This is a genomic window from Polaribacter huanghezhanensis (assembly GCF_030444335.1).
GTDB lineage: Bacteria > Bacteroidota > Bacteroidia > Flavobacteriales > Flavobacteriaceae > Polaribacter > Polaribacter huanghezhanensis.
The window spans coordinates 91,922-108,952 of record NZ_CP128595.1 but is presented as its reverse complement, the minus strand read 5'-3'; the positions used below and the strand labels follow the sequence as shown (position 1 = coordinate 108,952).

Here is a 17,031-nt window from a genome sequence, read left to right as displayed (position 1 = left end):
AGCATTTTGCTTCGGTTTTTTAATTCAAATACTATACTTGGTTTTTTGTTGGCTATAGGAAACCACCACCTTGTTTCTCGTTTTTATCTCTATTTCTTCTACCTTTAGCGCGGTTTTTACCACCACCAAACCTGTAATTAAAGCCAATATAAGCCGATTGATTTTCGCCTTGAAACTGTCCGCTTTGTGTAAATGGAGTTGTAGAGTTGAATTTAAATTTCATGGAGTTAAAAATATCATTTACTCTAAAAGTAAAGTTTCCTTTTCCGTCTAAAACGCTGTAACTTGCTCCAGAATTTACCATCCACATTGGAGAAACATCAAATTGTAAATTCTTATTTTCGCCTCTATACATTGCAAATAATTGAAAACGTAAATTCTTTGTTGCCGTAAAACTATTGCTAACTCTTATATTAAAAGCGGAGTTTGTAACTTCACTTTGTACGTTAGCAACCAAACCTTTTAATGTTTGAGAATAGAAATCTAAACTTGCATTTGCTCTCCACCAATTTGCAATTTTATAATTGGTAGACATTTCAAAACCATACCTGTTATTTCCGTCAAAATTGGCATCAGATTTTATCTGTTTTGTGTCTGTTGCGTCGTTTGGATCTTTATATAAAATAGTAGAAATTTCATCATTTACTCTTCTAAAGAATGTTCCAACAGTTACCGAGCCACCTTTTATTTGTCTTGTGTAATTTACTTCAAAAGAGTTGGTAAATTGTGGTAATAAGTTTGGATTTCCTAAAGAAGTTACTAAAGGCGTACTCCATTCTCTAATCGGATTTACTTGTTTTATTGAGGGTCTATCAACTCTTCTGCTATAACTAAATTGCCATTGATTTTTATCTGATGCGCTGTAGGTTACAAAAGCAGATGGATATAAACTTAAGATATCGCTTTTATAGCTTGCAGAAGCTTTAGTGTCTTCATTAAACATTCCTTCTACAATATATAGTTCTGCACGAGCACCTAATTGCATGGTTATTTTATTCATCTTATATCCGTAGTTAAAGTAAGTAGAATATATTTTTCTATCATATGTAAAAGAAGAATTGTTAAAACCTGGTTGAGTGGTTGTATTCATGTTTAAAGTTTTATTGATACGAACTTCAGCTCCTAATTCTACTTTTGCATTTTCTGTAACAGGATTTGTGTAATCGATGTTAAATAATGTGTTATCTCGGTCATTTTTTATAACATTTGAAAAAGAACTTGGATTTATCAATTGACTGTATGTTGCAATTTCTGGTTGCTTTGAGTTAGAAAAGGTTCCTTCTAATTCTAAACTATGTCCTTTCTTTTCAAAATTCACTTTGTAATTCATGTTGTACACGCTAGATTTAATTCCGCTCATGTCAGAAGTAAAAGGAGCATTGATAAGCAAATTGCCATTTTGAGAAACTTTTGTTGAAGCATTTCCTAATGCATCTGTAAAATTTTGAGTAGTATATACAGAGAATGTTTTTTTGTCATTGATATAAAAATCTGCTCCAAATTTTATTAAGTGAGACTCATTACTGTTTAAGAAATCAAACTCTTGTAATGATGCATTTGTGCCAGTTCTTGTAACACTTCCAAAATTGTGTTGATCTCCTTTATTAAAGCCATAATTGGTGTAAAAATTTACAATTCCGGTTTTGTAATTCAGATCTAAAGAGCCATTAAAACGCGTGTTTTCTCCTTGAGTAACACCAGTGTTAACCGAACCATTAAAACCAATATTTGCACTTTTATTTAAGATGATATTGATAATTCCACTCATCCCTTCTGGATTGTATTTTGCAGATGGATTTGTAATTAATTCAATACTTTTTATAGAAGTAGACGGAATTTGTTGTAGTAATTGCGCCGTGCTAATATTGGTTGGTTTCCCGTCAACCAACACTCTAACATTGTTATTTCCACGCAAACTCAAAGCGCCAGTTTGACTATCTACACTTACAGATTGTACATTGTTTAATAACTCAGAAGCTGTTGCACCAGCAGCAGTTAAGTCTTTTCCAACATTAATTACTTTTCTATCAATTTTTTGTGTGACAGTAGAAAGTTCTGCTCTTATTTCAACTTCATCTAAAGTTGTTGCATCTTCTGATAATGGAATTGTACCAAGATTCATTCTGTAATTTCCGCTTTTAATAAGTATTTTTTTTGTGAATGTTTTGTATCCAATAAATTGAATTTCTACTAAGCTAACTCCTTCCGGAATATCTTTTACTTTAAAATTCCCGTTTAAATCGGTAATTCCTCCTGTTATAATTTTTTTGGCTATATCTCTAATTACAATATTTACATAGGGTAAAGTTTCTTTTGTTGTTTTGTCTATTACTTTACCGAAAATTATTCCTGGTTTCGCAATTTTACTTTTGTCTAATTGTGCGTGCAAACTAACGCTAAATGTTAAAACAAAAAGAAGTATTAATTTTTTCATAAAATGTATTTTAAGTTGTTTTGATTTGATGCTTGATAGACGCTATATTTCTTATCTTTGTTACTTGCATTAATACTCTTTAACATAATATTAACAAATGAAAAAAACTACCTTAGTACTTGGAGCATCAGTAAACACAGAACGTTACTCGAATAAAGCGATTCAAAAATTAAGAGCAAATAATATTGATGTTTTTGCCGTAGGAGCAAAAAAAGGAACTGTTTTAGATGTTAAAATCGAGGTAGAAAAAGTACCTTTTAAAGATGTTGATACTGTAACTTTATATTTAAATCCAACGAGGCAAAAAGAGTATTATAAATATGTAATTGGCTTACAACCAAGACGCGTAATTTTTAACCCTGGGACAGAAAATGCTGAATTTTTAGAATTACTGAAAGAAAATAATATTGAAACCGAAGTTGCGTGTACGTTGGTGTTGTTAAGCATCCATCAATATTAAAAAAAATAAATTGATTAGAAGTACTGATAATTTATAGGAATATCTTTTTTCCAGCTTCCGCTAAAGTAACTTTCGGGAAAATTTTTTCAGCTTCTTCTTTAAACAATTCAATATTTTTGTATCGGCTAGAGTAATGACCAATAACCAGCTGATTTACATCTGCTTGCGATGCAATTTGTGCGGCTTGTTTTGCTGTAGAATGTTTTGTTTTTTTTGCCAAATCTTCTCTGTCTGATAAAAAAGTAGCTTCATGATATAATAAATCTACACCTTTTATAATAGGAACAATATCTTCTTTGTACAAAGTATCGCTACAAAAAGCATAGCTTTTTGTTTTTGCTGGAGGCAAGGTGAGTTCTTCGTTTTTAATGATTTCTCCACTTTCTAAAACTACATCTTTTCCTGCTTTTATATGGTGATAATCGCAGGTTTGTATTTCTGGATATTGCTGTACATTTTCGATGTGTAACTTTCTGGCAGCAGCTTTTTCTCTAAATAGAAATCCGTTGGTATAGACTCTGTGGTTTAACGGAATTGTACTTACAGAAACTTTATCATCTTCAAAAATTAGTTCGCTATTTTTAGATGTTAATTCATGAAAAATAACATCAAATTTCGAATAAGTTTTCGAAACTTTTAATTGCAAATTAGTAACTTCTTTGATGCCTTTTGGACCGTAAATATGGAGTTCTTTTTCTCGATTTAAAATTCCGAATGTAGAAATTAAACCAATTAATCCAAAGAAATGATCGCCGTGTAAATGAGAAATAAAAATATGATTGATTTTTGCAAAACCAACTTTGTATTTCCGCATTTGACGTTGAGTTCCTTCGCCACAATCAATTAAAAAATGACTGTTATTTATTTCTAAATATTGCGCTGTTGGATGTGCGTTTACTCGTGGTGTTGCAGAATGACAACCTAAAATAGTTAACTGTAAACTCATTTGATAACAAAGCGTTTCGAAATCATTTCATTGCTGCTTCTAATGGCATAAATGTACATTCCAGATTGTAAGTTGTTTCTGTTAAAAGTGATTTTATTACTGCCAATTTTAGCAGTATATGTTTTAGAAAAAACAGTTTTTCCTAGCACATTTTTAATGACTAAAAGCACATTTTGATTTTTTGTAGCGTTAAATTGTATGTTTGTTGAGCTAATAAACGGATTTGGAGCAGCAGCTAATTTCTGCAAGGTTTTTTGAGAAAAAACAGCAGTTGAAAAGCATAAAAATAAAATAAAAAGTAGTTTTTTTACCATTTGTTAGTTGTTGTTTTTTTTGAAAAATAAAAGGGTTTTAAAAACCTAAATCTCTTTCTATTACTTCCATTTCTAAAACATCTTCTGCTTCTTGTAATGTTGGTACAACATTAATTTCATCAGGAATTTCGTCAATATCAATTTCGTTACAAACTACTACAAAAGACATGCCATTTGCGCTGTAATTTGTAGCGATATCCAAAAATAAAGACAAATCGTTTAGGGTTGTGTTAAGATTTTCAGAAAGTTCAAGAATTGTGTGATTTTTTGCAACATTTAATTTTTCTGCTTTAAATGCTTTTATAAATTCAGCAAATGAATTTTCGGTAGATGAAATAAGAATGTAGTTGTCTTTTTGAGAAATTTTCATAAGAATAGTGGTTAAGAAAACAAATTATCTTTTGATCTGTTGCGCCAATAAATAAATAACCGCCATTCTAACTGCAACGCCGTTTTCAACCTGATTTAAAATGATTGATTCGTTAGAATCTGCAACATCACTTGTAATTTCTACACCGCGATTTATTGGTCCTGGATGCATAATCACAATCTTTTTGTCTAAGCTATCCAATACTTGTTGGTTGATTCCGAAAAGTTGTGTGTATTCTCTGGTTGAAGGAAAATAATTAACATCCATTCGCTCGTGTTGCACGCGTAAAACGTTGGCAACATCACACCAATTCAATGCTTTTTTTAAGTTGGTTTCTACAGTAACTCCCAAACTGGTAATATATTTTGGTATTAAGGTTGTAGGTCCGCAAACCTTCACTTCTGCGCCTTGTAATTGCAATGCAAAGATGTTTGATAATGCAACTCTAGAGTGTAAAATATCGCCAACAATTACAATCTTTTTTCCTTTTACACTTCCTAATTTTTCTCTGATAGAATACGAATCTAACAGGGCTTGTGTTGGATGTTCGTGTGTGCCGTCACCAGCATTTATAATTTTTGCATTTACGTGTTTTGATAAAAAAACTCCGGCGCCAACATTTGGATGACGCATTACCACAATATCAACTTTCATTGATAAAATATTGTTTACCGTGTCGATTAATGTTTCTCCTTTTTTTACGGAAGATTGACTTGCAGAAAAGTTGATAATATCTGCAGAAAGTCGTTTCTCAGCCAATTCAAAAGAAAGTTTTGTTCTTGTGCTGTTTTCAAAAAATAAATTGGCAATGGTAATGTCTCTAAGCGAAGGAACTTTTTTAATCGGTCTATTGATAACTTCTTTAAAATGATCGGCAGTTTCAAAAATAAGATCAATATCGTTCTTGTTCAGATATTTTATGCCTAATAAATGGTCTACGCTTAGTTGTTTCATTTTATGAATTCTGTTCTATATAAACTACGTCTTTTTTGTGTGTTTCTTTCCAGCAAACTTTTACTTTTTCTTGGTTGATGGCATCAACTTGTCTTCCTCTATAATTAGGCTGAATTGGTAAATGTCTGCTAAATCGTCTGTCAATTAGCACTAATAATTCTACCAAACTTGGTCTTCCAAAATCGTTGATTGCAGACAAACCAGCTCTAATGCTTCGTCCAGAAAATAAAACATCATCAATTAAAACCACGTTTTTATCTTCAATTAAAAAATCAATTTTTGTACTGCTCGCATCGATAGGAGAATCTCTTCTTCTAAAATCGTCTCTATAAAAAGTAATGTCTAGAAAGCCTAATTTTAAATCTTTAATCTGGTAATCATTGACTAAAATAGCTGCAATTCTATTGGCCAAATAAATGCCCCTTGGTTGTAAGCCAATTAAAACAGTGTTAGAAAAATCGTTGTGGTTTTCGATAAGCTGACACGCTAGTCGATGTAAGATAATTTCAATTTCTTTCGAGTTTAATAATACCTTCGAGCTCATAAGAAAAATGCCCAGATTTAATCTGGAATAAATCAGTAAAACTGATAATTAATACTACGCAAAATTAGTGTAAATAAAAGGATTCGCAAAATTTTACTGAATAGCATTTTAAAAAGGGTGTAATTTTTGTTAATTAATTTGTTGAAAAGTAAACCACTTTTTATAAAAGTGCGCCAAGACTTGTAGTACTTTTAATTCTGTAATACAACTAAATTATTACAATTTGTTTAATCGAATAAAAAGGGAATACTCATTTTTATTTTTTCCTTTTGATGATAAAATTAGAAGCCTATGTCACTATCAAAATTCGAGTCCATGTTAAAAACAAATAATGTGTATTTCTTTGACTCTGTTGAGTTTGAAGAAATTATTCAGCATTATTTAGACAATGGAAAACATTCTCTGGCAAACAAAGCGGTGAAGTTAGGCTTGGAGCAACATCCAACTTCTGTTGTATTAAAATTATTGAAAGTAGAGCTGTTAATTTTTGAAGACAAACTACAAAATGCAACAACTTTAATTAACGAAATAGAAGCAATTGCACCAAACAATGAAGAATTGTTAATTCAGAAAGCAATTATTTTATCTAAAAATGATAAACATGTTGAAGCGATTTCAACGTTGAATCAAATTTTAGCAGTTACTGACGATCCTGCAGATATTTGGTCTATGGTTGGTATGGAATATTTGTATTTAGACGATTTCGAAAATGCACGATTAAATTTTGCCAATTGTATTGATGTAGATTATGAAGATTATTCATCTTTATATAATGTTGTCTATTGTTTTGATATGGAAAACAACCACGAAGAAGCAATTGTGTATTTAACCAATTATATAGATTCAAATCCGTATTGCGAAGTTGCTTGGCATCAGTTAGGAAGACAATATTTTGTGCTAAATAGATTTAAAGAAGCGTTAAGAGCTTTTGATTATGCGGTACTTATTGATGAATCTTTTATCGGCGGATATTTAGAAAAAGCAAAAACATTAGAAGAATTAGAACGTTACGAAGAAGCGATTCAGAATTACTTAATTACGTTAGAATTAGACGATCCAACGGCATTTGTATTTGTTAGAATCGGAGAATGTTATCAGAAATTAAATGATTTAGATGCTGCAGCAAAATACTTTAAGAAAGCGGTGCATGAAGATCCGTTATTAGACAAGGCTTGGTTGCTGTTAACCAATTTGTTTCAAGAAGAAAAGCAATACCAGAAAGCCTTATATTATATTAAAAAAGCCTTGCATATTGATGATTCAAATCCGATGTATTGGAGAAAATATGCAGAGATAAATTTAAAATTAAATTTTTATGAGGAAGCGGTAAAAGCTTTTAAAAAGTGTTTGAATTTAGACGATCTTTCGTTAGAAATTTATGTTGGTTTGGCAGATGTGTTGTTGTTTTTAGGCGAGTTTGAAGAAGCTTTAAAAACAATGATTAAAGCAAAAAATACCTACAGACAATTTGCAGAAATTGAATATCGTTTGTGTGGTTTGTTTCTATTGACTTTTAAAGAGAAATACGCTTTGATTCATTTAAAGAATGGACTTGCAATTGACGCAGATTACAGAAAAATTATTGAAGAATTGTATCCAACAGTTTTTGACAATGCCAAAGTGCAAAAAGTAATTACCAATTATTTAAAAGCTACGGAGTAGTTACTAATGATGTTGTTGACTTATTTTTTTATCGCTTTAGAAATATCGTATTTTTTAAAAACACATTTTTTTAAATCAGTTAAGTTTAATAAATTCATTTCATTAGAATTCCTAGATAATTGAAAATAAATATTTTTATTTTTTAAAATAAAAGGAGGTTGTTCTTTATTGCTATTTCTTTTTAGAAAAAAACTCTTATTATTTACAGTAAAAATTTTTGCTCCAGGCCTTACTCCAGTTATTGCTGTATTATTATATTTGAAATCATAGTTTATACTGTCTAGATTGATAACGTAACCATTTTTCTCAAAAGTATCCCAAGCATTTGGTTTCCATTGATTCAAATAAATGTTTTTGATTTCATCAGGTAAATCATTAAATTCTAAAATCTTATTTGGAAACTTCTCAATATCTGTTCCCTTGTAACCACATGAAGTAATAATTAAGATTAAAAGAAATGCTATTTTTTTTCTCATTTTTAAAAATTAAAATAATTAATCTTTATTTCTGATTAGGATACCAATTCAACTGAACAACTTTAATATTCGGGTTTCCTAGGTTGACCAAACTTTTGAATTTTGCAACATCACTCAAACCTCCAGTTCCTCTATAATGATACGGAAACACTTCTTTGGGTTTGAATTCCAACACCGCATCAGCAGCACTTTCAACTGTCATTGTGTACGGTAAATTCATGCAAACAAAAGCTTTATCAATATTTTTTAAGGCGCGCATTTCTGGAATGTCTTCTGTATCGCCCGAAAAATAAATTCGCTGATTGTCGATTGTAAAAACATAGCCATTTCCTCTTCCTTTTGTATGAAATTTCAACGCTTCTTTTCTAAGATTGTACATCGGAATTGCCTCAGCTTTTAAAACGCCAAATGTTTTTTCTTCTCCGTTGTTGATGATGATAATTTCTTTTGCAATTCCTTCTGGTAGTTTATCTGTAACCGCTTTTGGAGCAACAATTGTCGTTTTGGATAAGTCTAAAGATTCCAATGTTTTTACATTCAAATGATCTCCGTGAATATCAGTAATAAACACATAATTTGGCGCAGAAAAGTTTGCAAATGCAGCGGCGTTTCCTGTTGGATCAATAAAAATCGTTACATCTTTATAAGTAAGAACCGCTGTTGCATGTTCAATCGGCGTAATAATTAATTGAGCTTCCTTCTTTTGCGCAGGAGCTGCTTTTTTTTCTTTTGATTTACAACTGATTGAAACGATCGTAATCAACAGTAATAAAAAGATATTTTTTTTCATGTGAGTTGCTTTAATTATTTGCTGATTTTAATTTTGGTTCTTTTCTGTGTAGTGTTCCTTGTTCGTAAGAGTAGGCAAGTTTTATCAACGTTGGCTCTGCATACATTCTTCCCAAAAACTGAATTCCTGCGGGTAAATTTCCTTTTGTAAATCCCATTGGAACAGTAAAAGCTGGTTGCCCCGTATGTGGTGCAATTATTTGATTATTATCACCCAGATATTCTTTTTCAAAAAAAGCAATTCTTGCAGGTTTATTATTCCAAGTAGGATAAATTATTGCATCTATATTTAATGAATCCATTACTTTTTCTATTGCCTCTCTAAATGCAATTCTTCTAGGATCTTTATAGGCGTTAGAACACTTTTCTTTTACATCTCCCCAACGTGTAAATTTTTTACTTGCCGATGCTAAATTATCACGAGCATATTTAGATTTGCTTCCAACTCTAATAATATCTTCAATAGTTTTCATAGTATCTCTTTTAACATAAGTAGCCAAATAAGCTTCTACATCTTTTTTAAATTCTGAACACCATTGATTTTGACGTAATTTCGAGAAATTTGGAATAATAATTGGGTCTATGATTTCTGCACCTAAAGAGTCTAAATCTACAATAGCTTTTTCAAATAAAACTTTTACTTCTGGGTCAATATTATCTTCACTTAACTCTCTTAAAACCCCAATTCTAGCACCGTTTAATCCATTTTTATTTAAAAACTGCGTGTAATTTTTAAAAGTTTTTCCTTTAGAATAGGATGTTATTTCATCATTTGGGTCAATTCCTGCCATTACTTGCATTACCCGAGTTGCATCTTCTACAGTTCTTCCCATTGGGCCAACTACATCATTTCTTAAAAATAATGGTATAATTCCTTCTCTACTAATCAAACCCATTGTAGTTCTAAATCCTACAAGTGCATTATGCGACGAAGGACCTCGAATAGAATTTCCAGTATCTGTTCCTAACCCGATAGTTCCAAAATTTGCAGCAACAGAAGCAGCTGTTCCCCCGCTTGATCCTGCTGGAACGTATTCTAAATTATAAGGATTTCGAGTAGTTCCTTTGGTTGAACTTTCTGTATGCATTGCAGAAAAGGCCCACTCTGCCATATTAGATTTTGCAAGAATTATTGCTCCAGCATCTATTAGTTTGTTAATAATAAAGGCATTTTCTTTAGGGATAAAATCTTTTAAAGCTAAGGCGCCTCCAGTTGTTGGAAGATTTTTAGTATTGATATTGTCTTTTATAATGATTGGAATGCCGTGAAGAGGTCTTAGTTTTTTAGTTCTTTTAAACTCCTTATCTAATTCTTTTGCTATAGAAATTGCTTCAGGATTAATTATGGATATTGAGTTGATTTCAGAATCGTGTTCTTGAATTCTTTTAATATACTCATTTACCAATTCTTCACTTGTATAATTTCCTTTTTGATAAGAATCATGTATTTTTGAAATAGTAAGTTCAGATACATTTATGGGGGTTGCTTTTTGATTGTTACAACCAATTAATAACGTTGTAAAAAACGAAAAAAGAGCTATTTTTCTAAACATAATTTCTAATTTAATTAGAATTGTAGGCTAAGTTAAAGTTTTAAATGTTTAATGGCAAACTAAAAAAAATAGAATATCACTATTTTCACAAATTCCTGTATCTTCGTTTCTTTATTAAAATCAACCCAATGAGTAGAACAGTAAAAGACTATCTAATAATCGGTTTAAAAGGAATGGCAATGGGGGCAGCAGATGTTGTGCCTGGAGTTTCTGGCGGAACGATTGCGTTTATTTCTGGAATTTATGAAGAATTGCTAACTTCTATTAGCAACGTAAATTTTAGTTTGCTAAAAACCTTGAAATCTAAGGGAGTAAAAGCGGCTTGGATACAAGTAAACGGATCGTTTTTGTTGTCTTTATTGATTGGAATTTTCATCAGTATTGTTTCTTTGGCAAAAGCCATAAAATGGATGTTAGAAAACGAACCAATTTTGTTGTGGTCTTTTTTCTTTGGATTGGTGTTGGCAAGTATTATTTACATTGCAAAACAACTTACAAAATGGAATGTTTTTACTTTTGTTTTGTTGATTCTTGGTGCAGGTTTGGCGTATTATATTACTACGTTAAATCCGTTAGTTACAGAGAATTCATCCTCATTGTTTTTGTTTTTGGCTGGAGCTTTGGCAATTTGTGCGATGATTTTACCTGGAATTTCTGGAGCATTTATTTTAGTATTATTAGGCGCGTATAAACCCATTTTGGCAGCTGTAAATAATAGAGATTTTACAATAATTGCAATTGTAGCAGCAGGTGCCATTACTGGATTATTGACGTTTTCTAAAATTTTAAAGTGGTTGTTTACTGATTTTAAAAATTACACATTAGCAGTGTTGACAGGTTTTATTATAGGTTCTTTAAATAAAATTTGGCCATGGAAAGAAACCTTGACTTGGAGAACAAATTCTCATGGGATTGAAGTTCCTTTAAAGCAACAAAGTGTTTCTCCTTTTCATTTTGAAGACAACCAATTAGTATTTGCAATTCTATTGGCATTGGTTGGGTTTGGGTTGATTTTACTACTAGAAAAAATAGCCGTTCAAAAAGATTAAAATGAAATTAGAACGTACCTTTTTGCAGAAAACCGCTCTCTTTTTTAAAGGATTGGCAATGGGTGCTGCAAATAAAGTTCCTGGAGTTTCTGGTGGTACGGTTTCTTTTGTGTTGAGTTTTTACGAAGAACTTATTTATTCTTTTCAAAAAATAAATTTAAAAGCACTTAAACTTCTCATAAACGGACGGTTTAAAAGTTTTTATCAATATGTAAACGGACAATTTTTACTCTTAATTATGGGTGGAAGTATGTTTAGTTATTTTAGCATTTCTTTAGTTTTAGATTATTTTTTAAAACATTACGAATTGTATGTTTGGAGTTGGTTTTTTGGGATGATTATTGGCTCTTTATTTTATATTTACAAAGATTTTGGCGATTGGAATTTTAAAAATACACTCTCTTTTGTGATCGGAATCTCTGTTGGAGTTGGAATTAGTTTTATGACTCCAGCGCAAGAAAATGACAATTTATGGTTTGTATTTTTATGCGGAATTATAGGTGTTTCTGGGATGACGTTTCCAGGTCTGTCCGGTTCGTTTATCTTAATTTTATTAGGCAATTATGTGCTGTTGTTGGTAGATTCTGTAAACGGATTGTTTACCGTTGTTACTGGAATTTTGTCTGGGAATTTTGAAGTTTTAAATGTTCCACAAAACATAAAATATTTAAAAATAATTTCTGTTTTTACTGCTGGATCAGCTTTTGGGTTGGTCTCAATCTCTCATGTTTTAGGATATGTTTTAAAACGTTGGCATCAAATTGTTACGGCAGTTATCATTGGTTTTATTGCGGGGTCTTTAGGAATTGTTTGGCCGTGGAAACACAAAATTTTTGCAGTTCAAAACAGTGAATTTTTAGTAGACGGAAAAGGAAATAAAATAGTTCAGAATTACGAACGATATTTGCCAGATTTCTCTCATTCAGAAACCTGGTTTGCCATTTTTTATATTGTAATTGGTATTGCAATTATTTTAGGAATAGATTATTATGATAGAAGAAAAAAAGCAAAATAACCAACATTTATTTGGGTTGTTAGGAAGAAATATTTCCTATTCATTTTCTAGCGGATTTTTTAAAGAAAAATTTGAAGAATTAGAATTAGAAAATCATCAATATCATAATTTTGATTTGCAATCTATCAAAGAATTTCCGGCGCTTTTAAGGCAGCAGAAAGATTTATGTGGAATGAATGTTACCATTCCGTATAAAGAAGAAATTATATCCTATTTAACAGAAATTGATGCAGAAGCCAAAGAAATTGGTGCCGTAAATACCCTCAAGTTTTTAAAAAACGGATCTATTAAAGGTTTTAATACTGATGTATTTGGGTTTTTAAATTCTTTAAAACCCTTGTTAGAAAATCATCATACAAAAGCACTCATTTTAGGAACTGGTGGCGCATCAAAAGCGATTGCATTTGCATTAAAAAAACTAGACATCGATTTTATTTTTGCTTCTAGAAATCCACAAAAAGAAAATGAAATCTTATATTCAAATTTATCTCAAGAAATAATTTCAAATCATACGGTAATCATTAACTCTACGCCTTTGGGTACTTTTCCCGAAACAGATTTATGTCCAGAGATTCCATATCAATTTATTACTTCTCAACATTTATTATACGATGTAATTTACAATCCGGCAATAACAACATTTTTACAAAATGGTAAAAATAAAGGCGCATTAATTAAAAACGGACTCGAAATGTTACAACTCCAAGCCGAAAAATCTTGGCAAATTTGGAATCGCTAAAATTTTGTGATAAAAAGCGAAGTTTTTTTGTCATTTTGTAATACATCCCTATATTTAAGGATTAATAAAAGGAACCTTAAACATTATAAGATGTTAGATACAAATCAAGAGAATACAGAAGATCAAATCAATCAAACTCCAGAAGAAAATGAAGTAATACCTACTGAAACTCCAAAAGCTGAAGAAGTAAAAGAAGCAGAAGAAAAAATAGAGGAAGAAGAAGCGGTAGAGGAGAAGGCATCAACAGATAAAGCTGTTGAAGAGATTGAGGAGAAAGTGGCGGAAGATGCTGAGAAAGATGAAGAAAGAAACTCTATACCAATGTTAGCATATGAAAACATGGAGTTAGAAGACTTGACGAATGAGTTAGAAAAGCTACTAAAAGATTTTCCGGTACAACAACTAAAGAAAAATATAGATGCAATTAAAAATGCTTTTAACGCCAAATTTGGTGCAGTTTTAGCAGAAAAGAAAGCAGCATTTTTAGAAGAAGGCGGTAATTCTATCGACTTTCAATATTCAAGTCCAGTTAAAGCGATATACAATTCTTTATTGTCTGATTATAAAAAGAAAAGAGACGCATATTACTCAAATTTAGAAACACAATTAAAAAATAATTTAGAAAAACGCCATATTGTAATCAATGAACTTAAAGAGTTAATTGAAAATGCAGATCCTCAAACAATGTATAAAAACTTTAAAGTGATACAAGCAAGTTGGAGAGAAATTGGTGCAGTACCAAGAAATAAATACAATGATACTTGGCGAAATTACCATCATCACGTAGAGCGATTTTACGATTTATTGCATTTAAGCAACGACTTTAGAGATTTAGATTTCAAAAATAACTTAGAAGAAAAACTAAGATTGATTGAGAAAGTTGAAGCGTTGGCAGAATTAGAAAATGTAAATGATGCTTTTAAAGAATTACAGCAATATCATAAGGCATGGAAAGAAGATATTGGTCCGGTTTCTCAAGAACATAGAGAAGCTGTTTGGCAAAAATTTAGTGCTGCAAGTAAAAAAATACACGATAAAAGACACGATTATTTTAGGTCTTTAAAATCTCAATATGAAGGAATTATTGAGAAAAAATTAGAGATTGTAGCATCGATAGAAAATTACGATACTTCTAAAAATAAAAAACACAGCGATTGGCAAAAAAGCATTAACGATATTGAAGCGTTAAGAAAAAAATATTTTGATGCAGGTAAATTACCTTATAGCAAAAGCGAAGAAGTTTGGTTAAAATTTAAAGCAGCAACTAAAAAGTTTAATGCCGCAAAAAATGTTTTTTACAAAAAAGAGAAAAGCATTCAGCAAGATAATTTAGATAAAAAAAATGCACTTATAGAACTAGCCGAATCGTATAAAGAAAGTGAAGATTGGGAAAATACTACTAATGCAATGAAAAAAATTCAAGCAGATTGGAAAAAAGTGGGTCATGTTCCTAGAAAATTTTCTGATGATATTTGGAAACGTTTTAAAGCTGCTTGTAACCATTATTTTGATAGATTTCATAACAGGCAAGACGATTTAAATAAAGAACAACAAGTTTTTATCGAAGAGAAAAAAGCTTACCTCGATGAAATTAAGAAAGTAGAAAAAGCGACCATTGAAGAAATCAACGAGTTTATTCAGAAATGGAGAGAGCTAGGAACTACGCCAAGAAGTGTAAGACATATAGAATCTAAATTTTATAAGCAAATAGATAAATTGTTAGAAGGATTGTCTTTGAGTAAAGACGAAATAGCCATGCTTAAATATAAAAATTTAATCGATGGATTTATGGCTCAGGGAGATGGGTATAAATTAAATTCTGAGCAATTATTTGTTAGAAAAAAGATGGATGAAATTAATAAAGAAATACAACAATTAGAAAATAATTTAAGCTTTTTCTCTAATGCTAAAGACGATAATCCGTTATTGTTAAACGTAAGAAATAATATCGATTCTTATAAAGATGAAATTAACGTTTGGGAACAAAAATTAGAATATATAAAAAGATTGGATTATTAAGAAGTAACATAGATAAAAATAAAAAACTCGGAGAAATTTCTCCGAGTTTTTTTTATGTTTTAAAGATTGATTTTCTTTAAGAAATTAAAGCGTCAATTTTTTCTTTTTCTTCTTTTGCTAAATCAGCATCAACTAAAATTCTACCGCTATATTCATCAATCGTAATTTTTTTACGTGTAGCAATTTCTACTTGAACTTGTGGTGGAATTGTAAAGAAAGAACCACCTGAAGCTCCTCTTTCAATAGATACAACTGCCAATCCGTTTTTAACTTTAGTACGAATTCTTTTATAAGCACTTAATAAATGTTCATCAATTGCTGCAGAAAATTCAGTAGATTTTGCAACCAACATTTTTTGCTCTTTTTCAGTCTCTTTTAAGATTCCGTCTAATTCAGCTTTTTTATGTTTTAAATGCTCATTTTGCTTTGCTAATTTTTCTTTAGTAGCATTTATGATTTCATTTTTTTGCTCAATTCTAACAGTGTATTCTCCAATTCTTTTTTCAGCTAATTGAATTTCTAATTCTTGATATTCAATTTCTTTTGTGATAGAATCAAACTCTCTGTTATTTCTAACTTTCTTTTGTTGCTCTTCGTATTTTTTCATCAACCCTTTAGATTCTTCAATCAATAATTTTTTATTATTAATATCTGTATCTAAGTTTGCTACGTCTTCTGCATAATTTGAAAGTCTAGTGTTTAAGCCTGCAATTTCATCTTCTAAATCTTCGACTTCTAAAGGTAATTCTCCACTAACGCTATTAATTTCATCAATTCTAGAATCGATTAATTGTAAGTCGTATAATGCTCTTAATTTTTCTTCTACCGTAACCTCTTTCTTCTTTGCCATGTTTTAACTGTAATAAATTGGGTTTGTACTTTTTTCTGATAAAATGACTGCAAAATTAGTGAATTTTTTTGTAAGATACTCAACTAAAAGATTTTTTGTGAATTGTTCACTTTCATAATGTCCAATATCTGTCAACAAAATTTGTTTTTCTGCCTTAAAAAAATCGTGATATTTAAAATCGGAACTAATGTATGCGTCTGCATTTAAGGCGATTGCATTTTCTATAGCAAAGCTTCCAGAACCGCCCAAAACAGCTACTTTTTTTATTGATTTCCCTAATAATTCTGAATGGCGAATACATGCTGTTTTCATGGTGGTTTTTACAAATTGTAAAAAAGCGGCTTCATTCATTTCGGTTTCTAATTCGCCAATCATCCCCATTCCAATAGTTTCTTGGGTTTTTAGATTCGATTTCGGAATTAAAATTTCTGTATTTTTTAAACCTAAAACGGTACAAATTTTTCCGCTAACACCGTCTTTTATGTTATCTAAAGCGGTGTGCATTGCGTAAATTGCAATGTCATTTTTTATGGCTTTTAATACAACACGTTCTACGTATGTGTTGCCGTTTAATTTTTTTAATCCGCCAAAAATAATAGGATGAAAACTCACAATTAAATTGCAGTTTTTGGCAATTGCTTCGTCAACCGTTGCTTCTAAACTATCTAAAGTCACCAAAACTCCAGTAACTTTTGTGTTGTAATTACCAACTAATAAACCAACATTGTCAAAACTTTCAGCGTAAGAAAGTGGCGCTAATTCTTCTAAATAATTGGTTACGTTTTGTATTTTCATTCTCTATAAATTTGTGTAATTTTCTTTTAAAAAGAAAATTGTAACGAGAACCAAAGTTAAGA

General features: G+C 30.7%; 17 protein-coding genes. 6 read left to right on the top strand and 11 right to left on the bottom strand.

Going from position 1 to position 17,031, the window contains the following annotated elements:
- Positions 1-52: 52 nt before the first annotated feature.
- On the bottom strand, positions 53-2,434 hold the full coding sequence (locus KCTC32516_RS00520; RefSeq protein WP_301401135.1) for a TonB-dependent receptor: 2,382 nt from the start codon (positions 2,432-2,434) through the stop codon (positions 53-55).
- 97 nt (positions 2,435-2,531) lie between these two features.
- Between KCTC32516_RS00520 and KCTC32516_RS00515 the strand changes: the two genes are divergently transcribed.
- Positions 2,532-2,894 carry a CoA-binding protein gene (locus KCTC32516_RS00515; protein WP_301401132.1) on the top strand — a complete coding sequence of 121 codons (363 nt, stop codon included), beginning with the start codon at positions 2,532-2,534 and terminating at the stop codon, positions 2,892-2,894.
- A 31-nt stretch (positions 2,895-2,925) separates the two neighbouring features.
- On the opposite strand, the gene KCTC32516_RS00510 is transcribed toward KCTC32516_RS00515, so the two are convergent.
- From KCTC32516_RS00510 to pyrR, 5 genes are read right to left on the bottom strand one after another with little or no spacing between them, the layout of a single operon-like run.
- Complete coding sequence (locus KCTC32516_RS00510; protein ID WP_301401130.1) at positions 2,926-3,840, bottom strand: ribonuclease Z; 915 nt, start codon at positions 3,838-3,840, stop codon at positions 2,926-2,928.
- Complete coding sequence (locus tag KCTC32516_RS00505) at positions 3,837-4,154, bottom strand: T9SS type A sorting domain-containing protein (RefSeq protein WP_301401128.1); 318 nt, start codon at positions 4,152-4,154, stop codon at positions 3,837-3,839. Before KCTC32516_RS00505 ends, KCTC32516_RS00510 begins: the two co-directional genes overlap by 4 nt.
- A gap of 37 nt (positions 4,155-4,191) precedes the next feature.
- A complete protein-coding gene (locus tag KCTC32516_RS00500) occupies positions 4,192-4,524 on the bottom strand; it encodes a hypothetical protein (RefSeq protein WP_301401126.1) in 333 nt (110 codons plus the stop codon).
- A 24-nt stretch (positions 4,525-4,548) separates the two neighbouring features.
- Positions 4,549-5,478: an aspartate carbamoyltransferase catalytic subunit gene (locus tag KCTC32516_RS00495; protein ID WP_301401123.1), complete on the bottom strand. Its 930-nt coding sequence runs from the start codon at positions 5,476-5,478 to the stop codon at positions 4,549-4,551.
- A gap of 1 nt (position 5,479) precedes the next feature.
- On the bottom strand, positions 5,480-6,022 hold the full coding sequence (pyrR, locus tag KCTC32516_RS00490) for a bifunctional pyr operon transcriptional regulator/uracil phosphoribosyltransferase PyrR (RefSeq protein ID WP_301401120.1): 543 nt from the start codon (positions 6,020-6,022) through the stop codon (positions 5,480-5,482).
- A 315-nt stretch (positions 6,023-6,337) separates the two neighbouring features.
- On the opposite strand from pyrR, the gene KCTC32516_RS00485 reads away from it, so the two are divergent.
- Positions 6,338-7,684: a tetratricopeptide repeat protein gene (locus KCTC32516_RS00485; protein WP_301401117.1), complete on the top strand. Its 1,347-nt coding sequence runs from the start codon at positions 6,338-6,340 to the stop codon at positions 7,682-7,684.
- 20 nt (positions 7,685-7,704) lie between these two features.
- Here the strand turns inward: KCTC32516_RS00485 and KCTC32516_RS00480 are convergent, their stop codons facing one another.
- Genes KCTC32516_RS00480 through KCTC32516_RS00470 form a run of 3 tightly spaced genes read right to left on the bottom strand, consistent with a single transcriptional unit; the run spans position 7,705 to position 10,502 of the window.
- Positions 7,705-8,160, bottom strand: a complete 456-nt coding sequence (locus tag KCTC32516_RS00480) for a hypothetical protein (protein WP_301401114.1) — start codon at positions 8,158-8,160, stop codon at positions 7,705-7,707.
- A gap of 25 nt (positions 8,161-8,185) precedes the next feature.
- The gene (locus KCTC32516_RS00475; RefSeq protein WP_301401113.1) at positions 8,186-8,950 is read right to left on the bottom strand and encodes an MBL fold metallo-hydrolase; all 765 of its coding nucleotides are present in this window, start codon (positions 8,948-8,950) and stop codon (positions 8,186-8,188) included.
- Positions 8,951-8,960: 10 nt separating this feature from the next.
- The gene (locus tag KCTC32516_RS00470; RefSeq protein ID WP_301401111.1) at positions 8,961-10,502 is read right to left on the bottom strand and encodes an amidase; all 1,542 of its coding nucleotides are present in this window, start codon (positions 10,500-10,502) and stop codon (positions 8,961-8,963) included.
- A gap of 128 nt (positions 10,503-10,630) precedes the next feature.
- On the opposite strand from KCTC32516_RS00470, the gene KCTC32516_RS00465 reads away from it, so the two are divergent.
- The 4 genes from KCTC32516_RS00465 (at position 10,631) to KCTC32516_RS00450 (ending at position 15,324) form a co-directional block, all read left to right on the top strand.
- The gene (locus KCTC32516_RS00465; RefSeq protein WP_301401110.1) at positions 10,631-11,551 is read left to right on the top strand and encodes a polyprenyl-phosphate transporter; all 921 of its coding nucleotides are present in this window, start codon (positions 10,631-10,633) and stop codon (positions 11,549-11,551) included.
- A 1-nt stretch (position 11,552) separates the two neighbouring features.
- A complete protein-coding gene (locus KCTC32516_RS00460; RefSeq protein WP_301401109.1) occupies positions 11,553-12,566 on the top strand; it encodes a DUF368 domain-containing protein in 1,014 nt (337 codons plus the stop codon).
- Positions 12,541-13,305 (top strand): shikimate dehydrogenase family protein, encoded by a 765-nt coding sequence (locus KCTC32516_RS00455; protein WP_301401107.1) that lies wholly within the window; start codon positions 12,541-12,543, stop codon positions 13,303-13,305. The genes KCTC32516_RS00460 and KCTC32516_RS00455 overlap by 26 nt, the downstream gene beginning before the upstream one ends.
- A 90-nt stretch (positions 13,306-13,395) precedes the next feature.
- Entirely contained in the window at positions 13,396-15,324 is a 1,929-nt protein-coding gene (locus KCTC32516_RS00450; RefSeq protein ID WP_301401105.1) for a DUF349 domain-containing protein, read from the top strand.
- A 76-nt stretch (positions 15,325-15,400) separates the two neighbouring features.
- Here the strand turns inward: KCTC32516_RS00450 and KCTC32516_RS00445 are convergent, their stop codons facing one another.
- Positions 15,401-16,174 carry a zinc ribbon domain-containing protein gene (locus tag KCTC32516_RS00445; RefSeq protein ID WP_301401103.1) on the bottom strand — a complete coding sequence of 258 codons (774 nt, stop codon included), beginning with the start codon at positions 16,172-16,174 and terminating at the stop codon, positions 15,401-15,403.
- 3 nt (positions 16,175-16,177) lie between these two features.
- Positions 16,178-16,969, bottom strand: coding sequence for a Nif3-like dinuclear metal center hexameric protein (locus KCTC32516_RS00440; RefSeq protein WP_301401101.1), 792 nt, complete (start codon positions 16,967-16,969; stop codon positions 16,178-16,180).
- Between the last annotated feature and the right edge of the window lie 62 nt (positions 16,970-17,031).

Bases quoted from the DNA above. Each gene is read 5' to 3' on its own strand.
- KCTC32516_RS00520 (WP_301401135.1), bottom strand. From the start codon at position 2,434: ATGAAAAAATTAATACTTCTTTTTGTTTTAACATTTAGCGTTAGTTTG.
- KCTC32516_RS00515 (WP_301401132.1), top strand. From the start codon at position 2,532: ATGAAAAAAACTACCTTAGTACTTGGAGCATCAGTAAACACAGAACGT.
- KCTC32516_RS00510 (WP_301401130.1), bottom strand. From the start codon at position 3,840: ATGAGTTTACAGTTAACTATTTTAGGTTGTCATTCTGCAACACCACGA.
- KCTC32516_RS00505 (WP_301401128.1), bottom strand. From the start codon at position 4,154: ATGGTAAAAAAACTACTTTTTATTTTATTTTTATGCTTTTCAACTGCT.
- KCTC32516_RS00500 (WP_301401126.1), bottom strand. From the start codon at position 4,524: ATGAAAATTTCTCAAAAAGACAACTACATTCTTATTTCATCTACCGAA.
- KCTC32516_RS00495 (WP_301401123.1), bottom strand. From the start codon at position 5,478: ATGAAACAACTAAGCGTAGACCATTTATTAGGCATAAAATATCTGAAC.
- pyrR (WP_301401120.1), bottom strand. From the start codon at position 6,022: ATGAGCTCGAAGGTATTATTAAACTCGAAAGAAATTGAAATTATCTTA.
- KCTC32516_RS00485 (WP_301401117.1), top strand. From the start codon at position 6,338: ATGTTAAAAACAAATAATGTGTATTTCTTTGACTCTGTTGAGTTTGAA.
- KCTC32516_RS00480 (WP_301401114.1), bottom strand. From the start codon at position 8,160: ATGAGAAAAAAAATAGCATTTCTTTTAATCTTAATTATTACTTCATGT.
- KCTC32516_RS00475 (WP_301401113.1), bottom strand. From the start codon at position 8,950: ATGAAAAAAAATATCTTTTTATTACTGTTGATTACGATCGTTTCAATC.
- KCTC32516_RS00470 (WP_301401111.1), bottom strand. From the start codon at position 10,502: ATGTTTAGAAAAATAGCTCTTTTTTCGTTTTTTACAACGTTATTAATT.
- KCTC32516_RS00465 (WP_301401110.1), top strand. From the start codon at position 10,631: ATGAGTAGAACAGTAAAAGACTATCTAATAATCGGTTTAAAAGGAATG.
- KCTC32516_RS00460 (WP_301401109.1), top strand. From the start codon at position 11,553: ATGAAATTAGAACGTACCTTTTTGCAGAAAACCGCTCTCTTTTTTAAA.
- KCTC32516_RS00455 (WP_301401107.1), top strand. From the start codon at position 12,541: ATGATAGAAGAAAAAAAGCAAAATAACCAACATTTATTTGGGTTGTTA.
- KCTC32516_RS00450 (WP_301401105.1), top strand. From the start codon at position 13,396: ATGTTAGATACAAATCAAGAGAATACAGAAGATCAAATCAATCAAACT.
- KCTC32516_RS00445 (WP_301401103.1), bottom strand. From the start codon at position 16,174: ATGGCAAAGAAGAAAGAGGTTACGGTAGAAGAAAAATTAAGAGCATTA.
- KCTC32516_RS00440 (WP_301401101.1), bottom strand. From the start codon at position 16,969: ATGAAAATACAAAACGTAACCAATTATTTAGAAGAATTAGCGCCACTT.